The sequence below is a fragment of the Vreelandella mediterranea genome (assembly GCF_970647075.1).
Genome location: NZ_OZ310198.1, coordinates 3,281,159 through 3,297,998, shown reverse-complemented (window position 1 = coordinate 3,297,998; position 16,840 = coordinate 3,281,159). Strand labels below are relative to the sequence as shown.

Genomic DNA, 16,840 nt, shown 5'->3' with positions numbered 1-16,840 from the left:
GAAAGCATAGCGGGTAGGCGGGCACGCGGTCAACATTAGGCGACCCCCTCTTGGCGGCTCGCTTCGATGCGCTGCTCGATCCAAGCATCCACTTCGTTCTCGACCCAAGCCACGGAGCGAGGGCTCAGGCGCACGGGCTTGGGGAAGTCGCCGCGCTCGATGCCGCGATAGATAGTGCTTGTGCTTAGCGAGGTTTTGGCTTTGACGGCGGGTAACTTGATGAGGTTGGCCATGTCGTTGTAGCTCCTGATTGCTTTGGACATGGCTGAAAGGATGGTGCTTGGCAACCCCTGATTGGGGGTATTTCCTTACATTAATTTTTACCCCTTTTGCGCATCGCTACTTTTCGTGTGCTTTTTGAAAAACCCCATAATTTCGATTGGTGCCACATTGAGCCAGGGCAGTCATAAACTTTTTGAACTGTTGCTGCGCCTACAAAGACACCTCCTTTCTCTCTGAAACTCATAATTATTTGAGAATTAAGATGGTAGGCTCTTGCGTAGTGTTCTGGGTCACTTTGAAAGAGCTTTATCCATTCGTTTATCTGGTCGGCGGCATTTAAAAAGCCCATTCCATTACGCGTGGTCGGGTATCGCTTCGGATCACTACTCCACAATTGAAAGAACCAATTGGCAATAAGCAGCTCTCTTTCCTTCGTTTCGAACCTTTGGGCGACCTCTTGTCGTGACGTGGTTCTTAGCTCGCCTTGGCCGAAATATTCCACTTGGTAGCTGGTCAGTTTTTCAAAGGCATTGCTAATCTTTTGGGAGCTAAAAGAGGAAGTGGGAAAGCCGCTATAATTCGACAACCCATGCTCCCATAGCGCCAGCTTCAATGGTTCGTTTGGATGTTCGGCAGGGTAGAAGTTTCGAGCGCTCTTTATGGCGTTGCGGTGAACCTCCCAAGCAGTAGCGGCTGCTAACAGATCACGCCCACCCTTGACCATCATGTGGTGGAGCATGGCTAGTCCAGCCTTGGGAAAGCCTTCATCTTTCCAGCGCCCAGCTAGTTCAGGTAACGCGTTGTTAGGATCATCTGCAATGCCGGGCTTTAGCTCTTCAGCCCGTTTTTCCAGTGCTCGCAGAGTATCAATTACCTGCTCGACTAAATCGTTATCCTTTGCTTCCTCTTCCTCGCTATATACTTCCCTGAACCTGTCAATGGTCGGAGCTTGTACCTGCTTTCTTATTCCGTTTTGTAAGATATAACGCCCACCTTGGCTTTTACTCATGCCTTGGCCCTCTGGTAGATCGGCACCACATTACCCGCGCCAGCGCGCAGTGCGTCCAGATAGTCGGCCCAGCTTTGCAGCATTTCCCGGCGTTGTTCCAAGTGCGTGGTGCGGTTATAAGCGCTCCCGTTGGCGTCGCGTACCTTGTGGGCCAGTTGCTGCTCGATGTACTGCTCGGGGTAGCCCAGCCGCTCGGCCAGAATGGTGCGCGCCATGGCACGGAAGCCGTGGGCGGTCATCTCGCCCTTGAAGCCCATGCGATCGAGCGCGGCCTTTATGGTGGTGTTGCTCATGGGGCGTTTGCTGCTACGGGCGCCGGGGAACACGTATTCGCCCCGGCCTGTAAGGCGGTGAAGTTCGGTAAGCATGGTCACGGCCTGGTGGGGGAGGGGCACTATCAGCGGATCGGCGTTTTTGCTCGGCTTAAAGGCCCATTCGCCGCGGTCAAGGTCGAAGTCTTCCCAACGGGCTTGGCGCAGCTCGCCCGGGCGCACGAATACCAGCGGCGATAGCTTGAGCGCGGTAATGGTCACCGGCATACCGCCATAGCCGTCGATAGCGCTTAGCAGTGGGGGCAGGGCCGCCGGATCGGTGATCGCGGCGTGGTGGTTCGTTTTTGGCGTGCGAAGCGCGCCCTTGAGGTCTGGCGTTAAATCACGCTCGGCGCGGCCCGTGGATATGGCGTAGCGGAATACCTGCCCGCACAGCGTTTTGACGCGGTGGGCGGTTTCCAAGTGGCCGCGCTTCTCGATCCTGCGCAGGCAGTCCAATAGCTCTGGCGGCGTTATATCGGTGATGGGGCGATGTCCAAGCGCCGGGAAGGCGTCACGGGTAAGGCGTGACTTGTTGCGCTCGTAGTGGTCGGCCACCACTTCATGGCGGTGGATATGCTCGAGCCATTCCGTGGCCACCGTCTTGAAGGTACTTTCGGCGGCGGCCTTGCCAAGCTCCTTGGTGACGCGCTTGGAGGTGCTGGGGTCGAGCCCTTGGGCTAACTGTTTGCGGGCTTCGTCTCTGGATGTCCTGGCGCCAGCTAAGCTCACCGCCGGATATACCCCGATGGCCAAGCGTTTCTCTTTTCCGTGAAAGCGGTACTTCATCCGCCAGTAGGTGCCCCCAGTTGGGGTGACTTCCAGATACATGCCCCCGCCATCGGCAAGGCGATAGGTTTTCTCACGGGGCTTGGCGTTGCGCACGGCGGTGGCGGAGAGTTTGTTGTTGGCGTTTGCCATTTGGGGGCACCTCATCGGTGAAGGCTCTTAATGCCCCCAGATATGCCCCCTTTGGCGGGGGCATGTCAAGGCATGGGGTGAAAACTCCAGACAACAAAAAAGCGCCCGGAGGCGCTTCATTGCTGGGTTTCCGAGAAGTTGTGATAACTCCTGATACCCCGTGTTGGTGGAGGCGGCGGGAATTGAACCCGCGTCCGCCAGCACTCGCCCATTGGCTCTACATGCTTAGATTTCGTCATTTGCTTTAACGTAGCTGGCTCCGACGATCAGGATCCAGTCACGCGAGCCTTCTAAAGTTTAACGGTTGACGAGAAGACACCGCCAACCGCGGTCCTATCAGCTTTAGCTCATATCCCCGCAGTGATGAATAGGCACATCACCTTGGGGCCAGACAAGAAGCTAGCAGTTGTTACGCTGCCAGCGCGCCTTGAGCATAGTTTTCGTCGTTTGCGACTATTTTTCGTGATGTGGTATTTACGAGATACATCACGCTCTCGGCATGCACCGCAGGGTTTGTCACCGGCGTCGAAACCATGTCGCCCCCAAGTCAGAGCAGTATTCTAACGTGCTCAGCGTTAATTGACCAGCTACGCGCGATTATGTTCCCGCATGATTCGACCTTTCTGACGGTCCCAGTCGCGATCTTTTTCGGTCGCGCGCTTATCGTGAAGCTGCTTACCGGTCACCAGCGCCAGCTCACACTTCACCATGTTGCGCTTCCAGTAGAGCTTGAGCGGCACGCAGGTGTGGCCCTTGTCCTGGGTGACCGAGAAGATCTTGGCGATCTCCTTGCGGTGAAGCAGCAGTTTGCGCGTGCGGGTCGGATCAGCAATCTCGTGGGTGCTGGTGGTGTTGAGCGGCATGATGTGGCTACCCAGCAGCCACGCTTCGCCATTACGCACTAGAATATATGTGTCGGTGAGCTGACCCTTGCCCGCGCGCAGGCTTTTAACTTCCCAACCTGCAAGCGAAAGGCCTGCTTCGAAGGTTTCGTTAATATGGTACTCAAACCGCGCCTTCTTGTTCTGGGCGATGGCGCTGTTGCTGGGGCCCTTGCTCTTGCCTTTCTTAGTGGCCATGAAACCTCATCATTAATCTGTCGATAGCACCCCCTTCGTTATATGGGGAGGCGTGATACCATTCAAGGTCTGAAATATTATTTCCCATGATACGCTTTGGGCACTGTGAAGTCAGCGGAGAGGTCAATGCCAACCGTTAATCGTACCGCCATGGTGCGGCACACCCCCCAACAGATGTTCGATTTGGTCAACGATTTCGAACATTACCCCGAGTTTTTGCCTGGGTGCCGCCGTGCCCGCCTGATCGAGCGTGACGAAACGCATCTGATTGGCGAGATGACGCTGGGCCGCGCCGGAGTGGAGCAAACCATCACCACGCGCAATGATCTGTACGCCCCGGAGCGTATCGAGCTTTCACTGGTAAAGGGCCCGTTCAAGCGGTTAAAGGGCCGCTGGCTCTTCACGCCCATGGGCGAGGGCACCTGCAAGGTTAGCCTGGAAATGGAGTTCGAGTTTGCCAACCGGTTGCTGGGTATGGCGTTTGGCAAGCTGTTCCAACAAATCGCCGGCCAATTGGTCGATGCGTTCACCAAGCGCGCAGACGAACTATATGGCCGATGAGATCTCGAGCACGCTTTTCTGCGTGGAAGTGGCGTTTGCCACGCCGCAGAAGCAGCACATCGTGAAAGTGGACGTCACGCCCACCACCACCGCTCGGGAAGCCGTCGCAAAGGCCGGACTCCCCGCGCTTTTTCCCGAGCACCCCGCCAATACCTTTGATGAAGCGCCACTGGGCGTGTTTGGTAAAGCGCTGCGTGAGCCAAGCGTGCAAACGCTTTCACCCGGCGATCGCATCGAGGTGTACCGCCCGCTTCAGATCGATCCCAAGGCCGCCCGTCTGGCGCGTGCCAAGCGCCAGACGGGCGACTAGCCCTTAGTCCAGAATCACAGGCTGCGGGTCGGGCGCGTTCTCTGGCGTCGATGTGGGCGCGTTCTCGGGCGTTGGCGTCGTGGTTTGCTGGTTCGGGGTCATGATCGGCAGGGCCGGGTCGGCGGTTTCGGTCGCTGGACCTGCCCCTTCACTGCGACTGACCGTCGGTGCGCGCGAAAGATCGCCCTGCTGTTCGACGTTGGCCAGCCGCCCCTGTTCGTCAAAAGTGAGTGTCACGCGGCGCTGCTCGACGCCGGCGTACGCTTTGTCCAGCCGGTAGACGTAGTCCCACTCGCGGGAATCGAAGGGCGCCTCTAAAAGCGGGCGTCCCATGACGTAGGTGACCTGTTCCTGGGTCATGCCAGGTTGCAGCTGGCTGACCATTTCCTGGGTCACCAGGTTGCCTTGTGGGATGTCGCGCTTGTAAACGCCAACGTAGCTACAGCCGCTAACGACGGTCAGGGCAACGGAAAGCGTAATGATACGAGTCAATTTTTGCATTTGGGCCTGTTCTTCACTATCGTGGTTTCGGTCGATCATACCCGACCTAACCTGTTACTGCGAAGAGCAACCATGGCCGATCAGAACCATGAACTACGCAAAGCCGGGCTAAAAGTGACCCTGCCGCGTGTCAAGATTCTCCAGATTCTCGAAAATGCTTCGGGCCAACACCACCTTAGCGCAGAAGAAGTGTATAAAACACTGATCGATGCGGGTGAGGATGTCGGCTTGGCGACCGTCTATCGTGTGCTGACTCAGTTCGAGTCAGCCGGTCTTGTGATTCGTCACAATTTCGACGGCGGCCACGCAGTGTTCGAAATGACCCAGGAAGACCATCACGACCATATGGTATGTCTGGAAAGCGGTGAGATCATCGAGTTCGTCGATGAAATCATCGAGCGTCGTCAGCAAGAAATCGCCGAAGAGCACGGCTTCGAGCTGATCGACCATGCGCTGGTGCTGTACGTACGCCCCAAGACGTAACACGCACTCTTTCAAGCGGTTTATTGAGTCAACGAACCGCAGCGCTCACAAAAGCGCCCCGGCTGCTATCGCGGCCGGGGCGCTTTTGGTTTTGGGCGTGCCAGGGTTTTAGCCGCTAGTGCGTTGGGCGCTGGCTGGCGTTGAGCATCTCCCGGGCGTGGGCCAGGGTTTGCTCGGAGAGTTTTACGCCGCCCAGCATGCGCGCCAGCTCGCTCACCCGGCCCTGATCGTCGAGTAGCGCCATGTGGGTCAGGGTGCTGTCGCGCTTGGCGTGCTTTTCGATATGCAGGTGCTGGTGCGCCTGGGCGGCGACCTGGGGCAGGTGGGTGACGGTCATGACCTGGCCTTTTTCGCCCAGTTTGCGCAGAAGCTGACCTACGATTTCCGCCGTGGCGCCGGAAATACCCACGTCCACTTCATCGAAGACCAGGCTTGGGATGGTGGAGTGGCTGGCCGCCACGACCTGGATCGCCAGGCTGATGCGCGAAAGCTCACCGCCGGAAGCCACTTTGGTGAGCGGCTTGGCCGGCTGGCCCGGATTGGCGCTGATCAAGAACTGCACCTGGTCGAGGCCCTCCTGGCTGGGCGTTTCACGTGGGGAAACGGCCACCTCGAAGCGCGCCTTGCCCATGGCCAAAAACGCCAACTGCTGCTGGACTTCTTTGCCGAGTTTGATGGCGGCTTTCTGGCGCGCCTCAGAGAGCGCTTTGGCCTCCTGGCGGTAACGCTCGCGGTACTCGGCCACCTGGCCGCTTAACGCCTCGATGTCTTCGTCGCTCGCCTCGAGCTGGGCGAATTCCTGGGCAAGCGCTTTGTGAAGCGCACAGAGCTCTTCCGGGGCGACGTGGTGCTTGCGTGCGATGCGGTGAACATCGGTCAGGCGCTCGTCTACCCAAGCCAGGCGCTCCGGGTCAAGCTCTGTGGCGCTGGCGAAGTGGGAGAGCTCGCTGGCGGCTTCCTCTACCTGAATGCGGGCATCTGAGAGCATGGCAAGCGTATTGGCCAGCACGCCCTTGTCGCTGCCGGGAAGCGCCGTCAAGCGCGCGTGGGCCTGATTGAGCAGCGACAGCGCCCCGCCTTCATCGCTTTCGCAGCACTCCACGGCAAACTGGGTCTCGCGAAGGGTCTCCTCGGCGTGGGCCAGCGTATGCTGCTCCTCTTCCAGGGTTTGCAGCTCGCCCTCACTCAGGTCCAATTGATCCAGCTCTTCCACCTGGTAGCGCAGTAGCTGACGTTTGGCCTCGACTTCGCTGCCGGCCTCGCTGCGTTTTTTCAGCCGTGCCCGGGCGCTGCGCCACTCCTTGAAGGTTTCGGTCAACGCCTGGCGCTTGGGTTTGAGCCCGGCGTAGTCGTCCAGCAGGGCAAGGTGAGTCTCTTCGCGCATCAGCGCCTGATGGGCGTGCTGGCCGTGTACCTGAATGAGCAGTTCGCCCAACGCTTTAAGATCGGCGATGGTCACCGGCTGGCCGTTGATCCACGCCTTCGAGCGACCGTTGGCGCTGACCACGCGGCGCAAAAGGCACTCTTCTGACGAGAGCTCCCGCGCTTCGAGCCAATCGGCAGCGGCGGGCAGGTGGGTAATGTCGAAACTGGCGGAAAGATCGGTGCGCTCACAGCCGTGGCGTACGCTCCCGGCCTCGGCGCGTTCGCCCAGGCAAAGCCCCAGGGCGCCAAGCAAGATGGATTTGCCCGCCCCGGTTTCACCGGTGATGGCGGTCATGCCGTCGGTCAAGTCGAGCTCCAGACGGTCAACGATGGCGTAGTCCTGGATCACTAGCTGCGTCAGCATAGGGCCTCCTGGGCAGGGCGCTATAGGAACTGGATGCTTATACAATGATTGTTGTTTTATACAGTAGTCGATAACTCACTTCAATGCCCCTCTTGAGATGACGGCCAGGGCCCCCATATAGCGTGCATACGCATCGATAAACCCTTTGTTTCATCAGGTAGCCGCATTAGGCGCCGCGACCTCATTTAGGAGTACGGCATGGCGAAAGAACCGCAAACCCCCATGGATGACGAGCTGGCCCGCCAGGAGCAGGAGGCCGACGTTACCGAGCAGGCCGACGAAGAGCGCCTGGTCGAGGGTGACCTGGAAGGCGTGCTGGACGACGAGTCACCGCTGGGCACCGACACTTTGGAGCAGGGCGTGGATAACCCGGAAGCCGAAGTGTTGGCCGCGCGGGTAGAAGAGCTCGAACAGAGTTTGTCCGAGGCGAAGGACCAGTCGCTGCGCGCCTCGGCGGAAGCGCAAAACATTCGTCGCCGCGCTGAAGCCGAAGCGGAAAAAGCGCGCAAATTCGCGCTCGAGAAGTTCGTGAAAGAGCTTCTGCCGGTGGTCGACAGCCTTGAAAAAGCCCTCGAGAACATGCAGGAAGACGCTACTGACGTACACCGTGAAGGCGTGTCCATGACGCTCAAAATGCAGCTGGACGTGCTGAACAAGTTTGGTGTCGAAAGCGTGGAGCCCCACGGCGAGCCCTTCGACCCTCAGGTGCACGAAGCGATGACCATGGTCCCCAATCCGGAGCTCGAGCCCAACACCGTGATGGACGTGATGCAAAAGGGCTACCTGCTCAACGGCCGTCTGGTTCGCCCGGCGATGGTCGTGGTCAGCAAGAAAGCAGAGTGATCGAGTTAGGGGTTAATGCAAAATTCCCCCTTGAAAAGTTCAAGGCGGCCCCCAGATAAAGGCCAACCCGCGGTAGTTACCGCAGACCGATTGCTCAACAGCATTTAGTTTTGTCACAACCGAATTCGAGGTTTTGCTATGGGACGTATTATTGGTATTGACCTGGGTACCACCAACTCTTGTGTGGCGGTTCTCGATGGTGATAGCTCCAAGGTAATTGAAAACGCCGAAGGCGGCCGCACCACGCCGTCCATCATCGCCTACACCGATGACGGCGAAACCCTGGTCGGCCAGTCGGCCAAGCGCCAGGCCGTGACCAACCCGGAAAACACCCTGTACGCCATTAAGCGTCTGATCGGCCGCCGTTTCAAGGACGACGTCGTTCAAAAAGACATCAAGATGGTGCCGTACAAGATCGCCGAAGCCGATAACGGCGACGCGTGGGTCGAAGTAAAAGGCAAGAAAATGGCACCGCCGCAGGTCAGCGCGGAAGTGCTTAAAAAGATGAAGAAAACCGCCGAAGACTACCTCGGCGAAGAAGTGACCGAAGCGGTCATCACCGTACCCGCCTACTTCAACGACAGCCAGCGTCAGGCGACCAAAGACGCCGGCCGCATCGCGGGTCTGGAAGTCAAGCGGATCATCAACGAGCCGACCGCCGCTGCCCTTGCCTACGGCATGGACAAGTCGCGCGGTGACAAGACCATCGCGGTTTACGACTTGGGCGGTGGTACCTTCGATATCTCCATCATCGAAGTGGCCGATGTCGATGGCGAAACCCAGTTCGAAGTGTTGGCCACCAACGGCGACACCTTCCTGGGCGGCGAAGACTTTGACCTTTCGTTGATCAACTACCTGGTCGCGCAGTTCAAGTCCGACAGCGGTATCGACCTTTCCGGCGACAACCTGGCCATGCAGCGCCTGAAAGAAGCCGCCGAGAAAGCCAAGATCGAGCTTTCAAGCGCCCAGCAGACCGACGTGAACCTGCCTTACATCACGGCAGACAACACCGGTCCCAAACACCTGAACGTCAAAGTGACCCGCGCCAAGCTCGAGTCGCTCGTCGAAGAGCTGGTACAGCGCTCGCTGGAGCCGTGCAAGATGGCGCTGAAGGACTCCGGTCTTTCCGCCTCTGAAATCGACGACGTCATCCTCGTCGGTGGTCAGACGCGTATGCCGCTGGTTCAGCAGAAAGCCGCTGAGTTCTTTGGCAAGGAAGCGCGTAAAGACGTCAATCCGGACGAAGCCGTTGCCGTAGGTGCCGCGATTCAGGGCGGTGTACTGGGCGGCGACGTGAAAGACGTGCTGCTGCTCGACGTCACCCCGCTGACGCTGGGTATCGAGACGCTCGGCGGCGTCATGACGCCGCTGATCGAGAAGAACACCACCATCCCGACGAAGAAGACCCAAACCTTCTCCACCGCGGATGACAACCAGACGGCCGTGACCATTCATGCCGTGCAGGGTGAGCGTAAACAGGTAGCGCAGAACAAGTCGCTGGGTCGCTTTGATCTCGCCGACATTCCGCCGGCACCGCGCGGCGTACCGCAAATCGAAGTTGCCTTTGACTTGGACGCCAACGGTATCCTGAACGTCTCCGCAAAAGACAAGGCGACGGGTAAAGAGCAGTCGATCGTCATCAAGGCTTCCAGCGGTCTTTCCGATGAAGAAGTCGAGCAGATGGTGCGCGACGCCGAAGCCCACGCCGACGAAGACAAGAAGTTCGAGGCGCTGGTCCAGCTGCGTAACCAGGCCGACGGCATGATTCACGCCACGCGCAAGACCCTGGAAGAAGCCGGCGACAAGGCGACCGATGAAGAGAAGCAGAACATCGAAACCGCCATCACCGAGCTCGAGGAAGCGGTCAAGACCGATGATCAGGACGATATCCAGAAGAAACTGGATGCCCTGACCGAAGCCTCTGGCCAGCTGGCGCAGAAGATGTACGCCGAGCAGGCTGAAGGCGCCGAGGCAGCCGAAGGCGAAGGTGGCGAAGAAACCGCTTCCAAGCCGGAAGACGACGTGGTTGACGCCGAGTACGAAGAAGTCAACGACGAGCAGAAGAAGCAGTAATTTCTCTTTCTGCCAAGGATAGCAGTGACGCGGGAGCTCTCTCCCGCGTTGCTGTTTCCGCGGCCAGGACGTTTATCGTGACCTGTACCGTCAAGTGCATACCTAACCAGGAGGCGTAGGACCCATGTCCAAGCGCGATTATTATGAAGTCCTGGGTGTTGAAAAAGGGGCCGATCAGAAAGAGATCAAAAAGGCCTATCGCCGCCTGGCGCAAAAATTCCACCCTGACCGTAACCCGGATGACGAAACCGCCGCAGAGAGATTCCGCGACGTATCCGATGCCTACGAAGTGCTCAGCGACGAGCAAAAGCGCGCTGCTTATGACCAGTTTGGCCACGCCGGTGTAGACGGCCAGGGCGGCGGCTATGGTGGTGGCGGCTTCGGCGGCGGCGGTGGCGCTGGGGACTTCAGCGACATCTTCGGCGACGTGTTCGGCGATATCTTTGGTGGTGGCGGCGGTCGTCGTCGTGGCCCGAACGCCCCGGCCCGCGGCTCGGATCTACGCTACAACCTGGAGCTGGATCTGGAAAACGCCGTCGCCGGTACCACGGTCGACATTCGTGTACCGCGCCACATCAACTGTGACCGCTGCGACGGTGAAGGGGCCGAGCCCGGTACCAGCAAGGACACCTGCCCGACTTGTCAGGGCATGGGTCAGGTGCGCATGCAGCAGGGCTTCTTTGCCGTGCAGCAAACCTGCCCCACCTGTCACGGCTCCGGCATGCAGATCAAGGTGCCGTGCCACAAGTGTAATAGTGAAGGCCGCGTACGCGAGACCCGTACGCTGTCCGTGAAGATTCCGCCTGGTGTGGATACCGGCGACCGTATTCGCCTGAATAGCGAAGGCGAAAGCGGCGTGAACGGCGGCCCGGCCGGCGATCTTTACGTGCAGGTCGCGATCAAGTCGCACCCGATCTTCCAGCGCGATGGCAAGCACCTGCAGTGCGATGTGCCGATCAACTTCGTCGACGCGTCCCTGGGGGGCGAACTCGAAGTGCCCACGCTCGATGGCCGCGTGAAGCTCAAGATTCCGCCGGAAACCCAAACCGGACGGCTCTTCCGCCTACGCGGTAAAGGCGTGAAACCGGTTCGCGGCGGCGCGCCGGGCGATCTGCTTTGCAAGGTGGTGATCGAGACCCCGGTGAATTTGAACGAAGAGCAGAAAGGTCTGCTGCGTCAGCTCCAGGAGAGCTTCGACGGCAGCAACAGCCACAGCCACTCGCCGAAGAAAACCGGCTTCTTCGACAGCGTGAAGAAGTTCTTCGAAGAGATGAAGCCGTAAGCTGAAGGTCTCGGCGTTGGCGGGGTGCTCCATGGAGTACCTGGCGCGCCATTAGCGTACAAAGTCCCCGGTGCCTGGCGCCGGGGACTTTTTTGTAGAAAGAAGCGAGTCGATCATGACCGGAATCGAAGACCGCCCAGGGCTGGGCATTTGCTTGCGCGTGCTGTCCGGGGTGATGTTCACCGGCATGCTGGTGTGTATCAAGGCGGTGAGCGAGTCGGTTCCGGTGGGCCAGTCCATCTTCTTTCGCTCGCTGTTCGCGCTGATCCCCATCGTCATCTTTTTGATGGTTCGCCGGGAGTTTCCCGGGGCGCTGGCCACCCGGCGCCCGCTCGGGCATCTGCTGCGCTCGGGGCTTGGGGCGGCGGCGATGTTTTGCTCGTTTTCGGCCGTCGCTTTTCTGCCGGTGGCCGAGGCGACGCTTTTGGTGCAGCTGGCGCCGATCTTCATGGCGGTGGGCGGCGTGCTGCTACTCGGCGAAAAATTTTCGTTCTACCGCGCCGGGGCCATCGTGCTGGCGCTGGCCGGTATGGCGGTGCTGGTGGTGCCCCAACTGAGCGGGGCCGGAAGTGACGGCCGGCTGTTGGGCTACGCGCTCGGCACCGTGGGTGCGCTTTTGACCGCGGGCGCTCTGCTGACCATCCGGCATATCTCGCGCACCGAAACCGCCGGGTCGATCGCGTTTTATTTCATCGTGGTGTCGTCGCTGGCGGGGCTTGCCACGTTCCCGTTGGGCTGGGCCTCGTTGAGCAACACCGAGTTTGCCCTGCTGGTGCTTTCCGGGCTGTTTGGCGGGGCAGGGCATATCGCCATGACGCTGGCGTTTCGCTATGCCGAAGTGTCGCGGCTGGCGCCGTTCGAGTACGTTGCGCTGGTCTGGCCGATCGCCGCGGACTGGGTGCTGTTCGCCATCCCCATCTCGAGTGGCTTTATCATGGCACTGCCGCTGATGCTGGCCGGCGTCGCGCTGGCCTCCCTCGAAGGCCGCCGCTCTAAACGGCCTCTTCGACGATAAGCTGAGGGTGGCCCTTCGAGCAGGGCTCGATGCGCGCCGCCACTTTGTAGACCTGGCGCAAGAGATCCGGCGTGATGACCTCTTGAGTGGGGCCGCAGGCGATCAACCGGCCGTGCTCTAGCACCATCGAGGCATCGGTGAAGCGCAGTGCGTGGCCCAAATCGTGCAGCGCAACCAGAATCAGCATGCCGCGCTCGTCGGCCAGTCGACGCAGTACGCTCAGCAGGTTGATCTGGCGGTTCAAGTCCAGCGCCGATGTAGGCTCGTCGAGCATGAGGATGTCCGGTTCCTGCACCAGCGCCTGGGCGGCACTCACCAGCTGGCGCTGGCCGCCGCTCAAATCGCCAATATCGCGCTCGCCAAGGGCGGCAATGTTCAACTCTCCAAGCGCCCGGTCGACCTGGGCAAGATCCTCAGGCCGTACCTTTAGGCTTCGCCCCTGCATGCGTGCCAAAAGCACCGATTCGTAGACACTGAGCACCGCCTTCGCGCCGGTGTCTTGGGGCATGTAGGCCACCGGGCGTTCGGACTGGGTGTTGCCGATAACCACCGTGCCTTGGCCCTGCACCAGGCCCAGGATGCGGCGAAAAAGCGTCGATTTACCCGCCGCGTTGGGCCCCAATAGCGCCACCACCTGGCCGCCGTGAAAGGTGGGGGTCGTGACGTCATCGACGATGGTGCGACGCCCGTAACGCGCCGATACGTGATTGAGCGTGAGCGTTACCATGAGGCCTTCTTGTGGTTGAGCACGAGAAACAGAAAGAACGGAATGCCGACTAATGATGTGACGATGCCGATGGGAATGATCGTGCCGGGAATGATCAGCTTGGAGATCACCGAGCCCACCGACAAAATCAACGCGCCGCAAATCGCCGAGCCCGGCAGGAAAAAGCGCTGATCCTCGCCCACCAGCATGCGGGCGATGTGCGGGCCCACCAGGCCGATAAAGCCGATGGTGCCCACGAACGCCACCGCCACCGCAGAGAGCAGCGAGACCAGCACTAGTACTTCCAGGCGCAGCGCGCGCGGCTTGACGCCCATGCTCTCGGCCTTGGCATCGCCCAGGCGCATGGCGGTCAGCGCCCAGCCATGGCGGGCCAGAAGCGGCAGGATCGCCCCCAGAATGCCCAGCGCGATCCAGAACTTGGGCCAGGTCGCCTTGGTCAGACTCCCCATGGTCCAGAACACGACCGCGGCCACCGCCTCCTGGCTTGCGAAAAACTGGATCAGCGACATCAGTGAATTGAAGATGAACACCATGGCGATGCCCAGCAGCACGATGGTCTCCACCGTAACGCCGCGCTTTAAGCTCAGCGTGTGGATCAAGAACGCCGTGAACATGGCCATGATGAAGGCGTTGAGCGGCACCACGAACTCGATGGAGGCGGCGGGGATGATGGCGACACCAAACGCAAGCCCGAGGGCAGCGCCGAAGCTTGCCCCGGCGGAGGTACCCAGGGTGAAGGGGCTGGCCAGTGGGTTGCTCAGAATGGTCTGCATCTGCGCGCCGGCTATTGAGAGACTCGCGCCGACCACCAGCGCCATCAGCGCCACCGGCATGCGCATCTCCCAAAGGATCACGCGGATCTGATCGCTGACGCTTGCGGGGGTGAGCAGTGCCGCGATGACTTCGCCGAGGCTATAGCGGGCCGGGCCAAGCGACAGATCGACGCATAGGCTGAAAAACAGGGCCACGACCAGCGCGACGAGAATCAGCTGGCGGCGTAGCACCTGGGTTTTATAGTGGCTGCGCCCCTGGCTTGCCGGGACGCTCAGGATGGTATCACTGGCCATCGAGGGAGATCCAGTAGCCGGGTTCATAGTCGATCGGCAAGAAGCGCTCGTGAAGCTCGCGCATCGTGGCCTCCGGGTCCAGGTCTTCGAAAAGATCCGGATGTAGCCACTTGGCGAGCTGCTGAATGGCGACGAAGTAGTAGGGGCTGTTGTAGAACTGGTGCCAGATCGCGTGGACGTTGTCATCCTCGACGGCCTGAACGCCGGTCATCGCCGTGCGGTGGGTGAGTCCTTCGAGCTTGGCTCGCGCCGCATCCATATCCGCACCCGGGCCCATGCCGACCCAGTCGCCGCCAGGGACGTAGGCATCCCAGTTGCCGCCGGTTACGACGATGTGCTCCGGGCTTGCGGCGATGATCAGCTCCGGGTTGAGCGTGCCGAAACTGCCCGGGATGATGCCCTCGGCGATGTTCGCGCCCCCGGCGAGTGTCACATATTCGCCGAAGTTACCGGGGCCAAAGCTCATGCAGCACTCATCGGAGTAGCCGCCGGCCCGGTCGATGAACACGCTCGGCCGCTCGGGGTCGGCCTCGTCGATTACGTTGGTGACGCGGGCCAGCTGCGCCTCGGCGAAGTCGATGAATTCCTCTGCGGCTTCTTCATCGCCCATGATCTGGCCCATCAGGCGGATCGAAGGGATCGTGTGGGCAATCGGGTCTTCACGAAAATCGACGTAGACGATGGGAATGCCGAGATGGCCGAGCTTATCGTCGTAGGCGGCGTCTTCGGTGGCGGCCTTGGCTTCCAAATTCATGAACACCACGTCCGGCGTTAATGAGGCGGCCTGCTCGACGTCGAAGGTACCGTCCTTGAAACCGCCAAAGGTGGGGAGCTCGCCCATCGTCGGAAAGCGCTCGGCGTAGCGCGCGTAGTTATCCGGATCGGCCTGGGAGAAATCTTCGCGCCAACCTACCACGTGGGTGAACGGTGCTTCGGGCTCGAGCAGACCCAACAGGTAGATCTGACGGCCTTCACCGAGTATGACCCGCTCGGCGGGGGCATCGAAATGCACCTCGCGCCCGGTAATATCCACCACGTCGATACCGTCGGCCATGACGGCCGTGCAGCTCAGGGCGGCCGCACCGGCCAGGGCTTTTAGATGTGAGCTCATAAATTTTCCCGCCGAGTCTGCCAATAAAAAGGCTGAAGATAAAAAGTCATCATGGTGTCTATAAAGAGTCGGGCCGTTCAACGGAGCCAGGCGCCCTGAGACAACTGTGTATGATTCGCATTTACATAGGGTATTATCGAGAAATCCCGGATAGCTGTCGAGCGGTTAGCGTCAAACTGTTCCAATTATTCAAACGCTGCGTTGCGTAAGCGCTCAACGCAGCGTTTGTCAGTTTTCAACGCCGATTTTAAGCTACATCGATCGTTTCTTATGTAAGGAGAGTGTCATGCCGATATCCCGTGCTGAAATGGCCACCGAATCCGGTGAGCGCTTGATCAACCGTTTGTGTAAGCACTGGTCACACAAGCTCGAGGTCGAGTACACCGCTCAGGATGCCAAAATCGTCTTTCCTGAAGGCGGCACCTGCCTGATGCACGCCGAGGCCGATAAGCTCGCGGTCTCGATCGAAACCCTCGATGAGGCAACGCTGGATAAACTCGAAGGCGTCGTCCAGAACCACCTGGAGCGCATGGTCAAAGACGAGACGCTGGAGATCGTCTGGGAAAACTAGCCAGGCCGCCCGCCGGCCGTGATGGCCGGCGGGCTCTGGTATACTCCCGCGGATGAATGAATAAAAGGCGCCGCCTGGCGCCTTTAAGACGATTGCACCCAGGAGATTGTATGACACGAGTGGCCATCGTAGGCGTAGCGGGGCGCATGGGCCGCACGCTGGTAAGCGCGCTAAATCAGGATGAGAACGCAACACTGGCCGGCGGTATCGTCGAGCCGGGAAGCTCGCTCGTCGGCGCCGATATCGGCGAGCTGGCGGGTACGGGGAAGTGTGGCGTGACCGCGGTCGACTCACTAAACGCCATCGTCGATGACTTCGATGTGCTAATCGACTTCACTGCCCCCCAAGTAACGCTTTCGAATCTGGCCTTCTGCGCCGAGCACGGCAAGGCCATCGTGATCGGTACCACCGGGATGAACGATGACGAGCTCTCCGTCCTCGATAGCTACCGCGATAACGTCGCCATGGTGTTCGCGCCCAACATGAGCGTCGGTGTGAACCTGACCCTCAAGCTTTTGGAAACCGCGGCCAGGGCGCTGGGCGATGAAGGTTACGATATCGAGATCGTCGAAGCCCACCACCGCCACAAGATCGATGCCCCCTCCGGCACCGCGGTCAAGATGGGCGAGGTCGTCGCCAAAAGTCTGGATCGCACGCTGAAAGAGCACGGCGTGTTCGAGCGCGTGGGCCAGTGCGGTCCGCGCACCGACCGGGAAATCGGCTTTGCCACCGTACGCGCCGGCGATATCGTCGGCGAGCACACGGTGATGTTCGCCACCGAAGGCGAGCGCATCGAGATCACCCACAAGGCCTCGAGTCGCATGACGTTTGCCAAGGGCGCGGTGCGCGCGGCGCGCTGGGTCGCGGAGCAACGAAGCGGGCGTTTCGATATGCAGGACGTGCTCGGGCTGGGTGAGGCTTGAGCTGGATTTATAGCCAAAAGGCTGGTCTGGTCGTCTGAAATG

At 59.9% G+C, this 16,840-nt stretch carries 18 protein-coding genes and 1 other RNA gene; 9 read left to right on the top strand and 10 right to left on the bottom strand.

What is annotated here, in order from left to right; all coding sequences use genetic code 11:
- Positions 1-35 precede the first annotated feature (35 nt).
- From ACWFVE_RS15245 to smpB, 5 genes are all read right to left on the bottom strand, one after another.
- Positions 36-233, bottom strand: coding sequence for a helix-turn-helix transcriptional regulator (locus tag ACWFVE_RS15245; RefSeq protein ID WP_447530107.1), 198 nt, complete (start codon positions 231-233; stop codon positions 36-38).
- Between the two features lie 80 nt (positions 234-313).
- On the bottom strand, positions 314-1,231 hold the full coding sequence (locus ACWFVE_RS15240; RefSeq protein ID WP_447530106.1) for a hypothetical protein: 918 nt from the start codon (positions 1,229-1,231) through the stop codon (positions 314-316).
- Entirely contained in the window at positions 1,228-2,463 is a 1,236-nt protein-coding gene (locus tag ACWFVE_RS15235; RefSeq protein WP_447530105.1) for a tyrosine-type recombinase/integrase, read from the bottom strand. The genes ACWFVE_RS15240 and ACWFVE_RS15235 overlap by 4 nt, the downstream gene beginning before the upstream one ends.
- A 164-nt stretch (positions 2,464-2,627) precedes the next feature.
- Positions 2,628-3,007: a transfer-messenger RNA gene (ssrA, locus tag ACWFVE_RS15230) on the bottom strand.
- Positions 3,008-3,050: 43 nt separating this feature from the next.
- Positions 3,051-3,542: an SsrA-binding protein SmpB gene (smpB, locus tag ACWFVE_RS15225; RefSeq protein ID WP_447530104.1), complete on the bottom strand. Its 492-nt coding sequence runs from the start codon at positions 3,540-3,542 to the stop codon at positions 3,051-3,053.
- A gap of 126 nt (positions 3,543-3,668) precedes the next feature.
- Between smpB and ACWFVE_RS15220 the strand changes: the two genes are divergently transcribed.
- Positions 3,669-4,103 (top strand): type II toxin-antitoxin system RatA family toxin, encoded by a 435-nt coding sequence (locus ACWFVE_RS15220; RefSeq protein WP_447530103.1) that lies wholly within the window; start codon positions 3,669-3,671, stop codon positions 4,101-4,103.
- Positions 4,093-4,413, top strand: a complete 321-nt coding sequence (locus ACWFVE_RS15215; protein ID WP_447530102.1) for an RnfH family protein — start codon at positions 4,093-4,095, stop codon at positions 4,411-4,413. Before ACWFVE_RS15220 ends, ACWFVE_RS15215 begins: the two co-directional genes overlap by 11 nt.
- A gap of 3 nt (positions 4,414-4,416) precedes the next feature.
- On the opposite strand, the gene ACWFVE_RS15210 is transcribed toward ACWFVE_RS15215, so the two are convergent.
- Complete coding sequence (locus tag ACWFVE_RS15210) at positions 4,417-4,914, bottom strand: outer membrane protein assembly factor BamE (protein ID WP_447530101.1); 498 nt, start codon at positions 4,912-4,914, stop codon at positions 4,417-4,419.
- A gap of 72 nt (positions 4,915-4,986) precedes the next feature.
- On the opposite strand from ACWFVE_RS15210, the gene fur reads away from it, so the two are divergent.
- Positions 4,987-5,397, top strand: a complete 411-nt coding sequence (gene fur, locus ACWFVE_RS15205) for a ferric iron uptake transcriptional regulator (protein ID WP_447530100.1) — start codon at positions 4,987-4,989, stop codon at positions 5,395-5,397.
- Between the two features lie 115 nt (positions 5,398-5,512).
- Here the strand turns inward: fur and recN are convergent, their stop codons facing one another.
- Positions 5,513-7,186 (bottom strand): DNA repair protein RecN, encoded by a 1,674-nt coding sequence (gene recN, locus ACWFVE_RS15200; protein WP_447530099.1) that lies wholly within the window; start codon positions 7,184-7,186, stop codon positions 5,513-5,515.
- 198 nt (positions 7,187-7,384) lie between these two features.
- On the opposite strand from recN, the gene grpE reads away from it, so the two are divergent.
- The 4 genes from grpE to ACWFVE_RS15180 all read left to right on the top strand — a co-directional run bounded on the left by grpE (position 7,385) and on the right by ACWFVE_RS15180 (position 12,399).
- Positions 7,385-8,029 carry a nucleotide exchange factor GrpE gene (gene grpE, locus ACWFVE_RS15195; protein ID WP_447530098.1) on the top strand — a complete coding sequence of 215 codons (645 nt, stop codon included), beginning with the start codon at positions 7,385-7,387 and terminating at the stop codon, positions 8,027-8,029.
- A gap of 138 nt (positions 8,030-8,167) precedes the next feature.
- Positions 8,168-10,102, top strand: a complete 1,935-nt coding sequence (gene dnaK / locus ACWFVE_RS15190; RefSeq protein ID WP_447530097.1) for a molecular chaperone DnaK — start codon at positions 8,168-8,170, stop codon at positions 10,100-10,102.
- A 124-nt stretch (positions 10,103-10,226) separates the two neighbouring features.
- The gene (gene dnaJ, locus ACWFVE_RS15185; RefSeq protein WP_447530096.1) at positions 10,227-11,384 is read left to right on the top strand and encodes a molecular chaperone DnaJ; all 1,158 of its coding nucleotides are present in this window, start codon (positions 10,227-10,229) and stop codon (positions 11,382-11,384) included.
- Positions 11,385-11,499: 115 nt separating this feature from the next.
- Positions 11,500-12,399, top strand: coding sequence for a DMT family transporter (locus tag ACWFVE_RS15180; RefSeq protein ID WP_447530095.1), 900 nt, complete (start codon positions 11,500-11,502; stop codon positions 12,397-12,399).
- On the opposite strand, the gene ACWFVE_RS15175 is transcribed toward ACWFVE_RS15180, so the two are convergent.
- Genes ACWFVE_RS15175 through ACWFVE_RS15165 form a run of 3 tightly spaced genes read right to left on the bottom strand, consistent with a single transcriptional unit; the run spans position 12,377 to position 15,304 of the window.
- On the bottom strand, positions 12,377-13,126 hold the full coding sequence (locus tag ACWFVE_RS15175; protein WP_447530094.1) for an ABC transporter ATP-binding protein: 750 nt from the start codon (positions 13,124-13,126) through the stop codon (positions 12,377-12,379). The genes ACWFVE_RS15180 and ACWFVE_RS15175 overlap by 23 nt on opposite strands.
- Entirely contained in the window at positions 13,120-14,193 is a 1,074-nt protein-coding gene (locus ACWFVE_RS15170; RefSeq protein ID WP_447530093.1) for a FecCD family ABC transporter permease, read from the bottom strand. The genes ACWFVE_RS15175 and ACWFVE_RS15170 overlap by 7 nt, the downstream gene beginning before the upstream one ends.
- Positions 14,183-15,304: an ABC transporter substrate-binding protein gene (locus ACWFVE_RS15165; protein ID WP_447530092.1), complete on the bottom strand. Its 1,122-nt coding sequence runs from the start codon at positions 15,302-15,304 to the stop codon at positions 14,183-14,185. Before ACWFVE_RS15165 ends, ACWFVE_RS15170 begins: the two co-directional genes overlap by 11 nt.
- 286 nt (positions 15,305-15,590) lie before the next feature.
- On the opposite strand from ACWFVE_RS15165, the gene ACWFVE_RS15160 reads away from it, so the two are divergent.
- Positions 15,591-15,875 (top strand): DUF2218 domain-containing protein, encoded by a 285-nt coding sequence (locus ACWFVE_RS15160; protein WP_447530091.1) that lies wholly within the window; start codon positions 15,591-15,593, stop codon positions 15,873-15,875.
- A gap of 110 nt (positions 15,876-15,985) precedes the next feature.
- Positions 15,986-16,798 carry a 4-hydroxy-tetrahydrodipicolinate reductase gene (gene dapB, locus ACWFVE_RS15155; RefSeq protein WP_447530090.1) on the top strand — a complete coding sequence of 271 codons (813 nt, stop codon included), beginning with the start codon at positions 15,986-15,988 and terminating at the stop codon, positions 16,796-16,798.
- Positions 16,799-16,840: the final 42 nt, after the last annotated feature.

Coding starts and splice junctions, on each gene's coding strand:
- ACWFVE_RS15210 (WP_447530101.1), bottom strand. CDS start 4,914: ATGCAAAAATTGACTCGTATCATTACGCTTTCCGTTGCCCTGACCGTC.
- ACWFVE_RS15220 (WP_447530103.1), top strand. CDS start 3,669: ATGCCAACCGTTAATCGTACCGCCATGGTGCGGCACACCCCCCAACAG.
- dapB (WP_447530090.1), top strand. CDS start 15,986: ATGACACGAGTGGCCATCGTAGGCGTAGCGGGGCGCATGGGCCGCACG.
- smpB (WP_447530104.1), bottom strand. CDS start 3,542: ATGGCCACTAAGAAAGGCAAGAGCAAGGGCCCCAGCAACAGCGCCATC.
- ACWFVE_RS15175 (WP_447530094.1), bottom strand. CDS start 13,126: ATGGTAACGCTCACGCTCAATCACGTATCGGCGCGTTACGGGCGTCGC.
- dnaJ (WP_447530096.1), top strand. CDS start 10,227: ATGTCCAAGCGCGATTATTATGAAGTCCTGGGTGTTGAAAAAGGGGCC.
- grpE (WP_447530098.1), top strand. CDS start 7,385: ATGGCGAAAGAACCGCAAACCCCCATGGATGACGAGCTGGCCCGCCAG.
- fur (WP_447530100.1), top strand. CDS start 4,987: ATGGCCGATCAGAACCATGAACTACGCAAAGCCGGGCTAAAAGTGACC.
- ACWFVE_RS15240 (WP_447530106.1), bottom strand. CDS start 1,231: ATGAGTAAAAGCCAAGGTGGGCGTTATATCTTACAAAACGGAATAAGA.
- ACWFVE_RS15245 (WP_447530107.1), bottom strand. CDS start 233: ATGGCCAACCTCATCAAGTTACCCGCCGTCAAAGCCAAAACCTCGCTA.
- recN (WP_447530099.1), bottom strand. CDS start 7,186: ATGCTGACGCAGCTAGTGATCCAGGACTACGCCATCGTTGACCGTCTG.
- ACWFVE_RS15160 (WP_447530091.1), top strand. CDS start 15,591: ATGCCGATATCCCGTGCTGAAATGGCCACCGAATCCGGTGAGCGCTTG.
- dnaK (WP_447530097.1), top strand. CDS start 8,168: ATGGGACGTATTATTGGTATTGACCTGGGTACCACCAACTCTTGTGTG.
- ACWFVE_RS15170 (WP_447530093.1), bottom strand. CDS start 14,193: ATGGCCAGTGATACCATCCTGAGCGTCCCGGCAAGCCAGGGGCGCAGC.
- ACWFVE_RS15235 (WP_447530105.1), bottom strand. CDS start 2,463: ATGGCAAACGCCAACAACAAACTCTCCGCCACCGCCGTGCGCAACGCC.
- ACWFVE_RS15215 (WP_447530102.1), top strand. CDS start 4,093: ATGGCCGATGAGATCTCGAGCACGCTTTTCTGCGTGGAAGTGGCGTTT.
- ACWFVE_RS15180 (WP_447530095.1), top strand. CDS start 11,500: ATGACCGGAATCGAAGACCGCCCAGGGCTGGGCATTTGCTTGCGCGTG.
- ACWFVE_RS15165 (WP_447530092.1), bottom strand. CDS start 15,304: ATGAGCTCACATCTAAAAGCCCTGGCCGGTGCGGCCGCCCTGAGCTGC.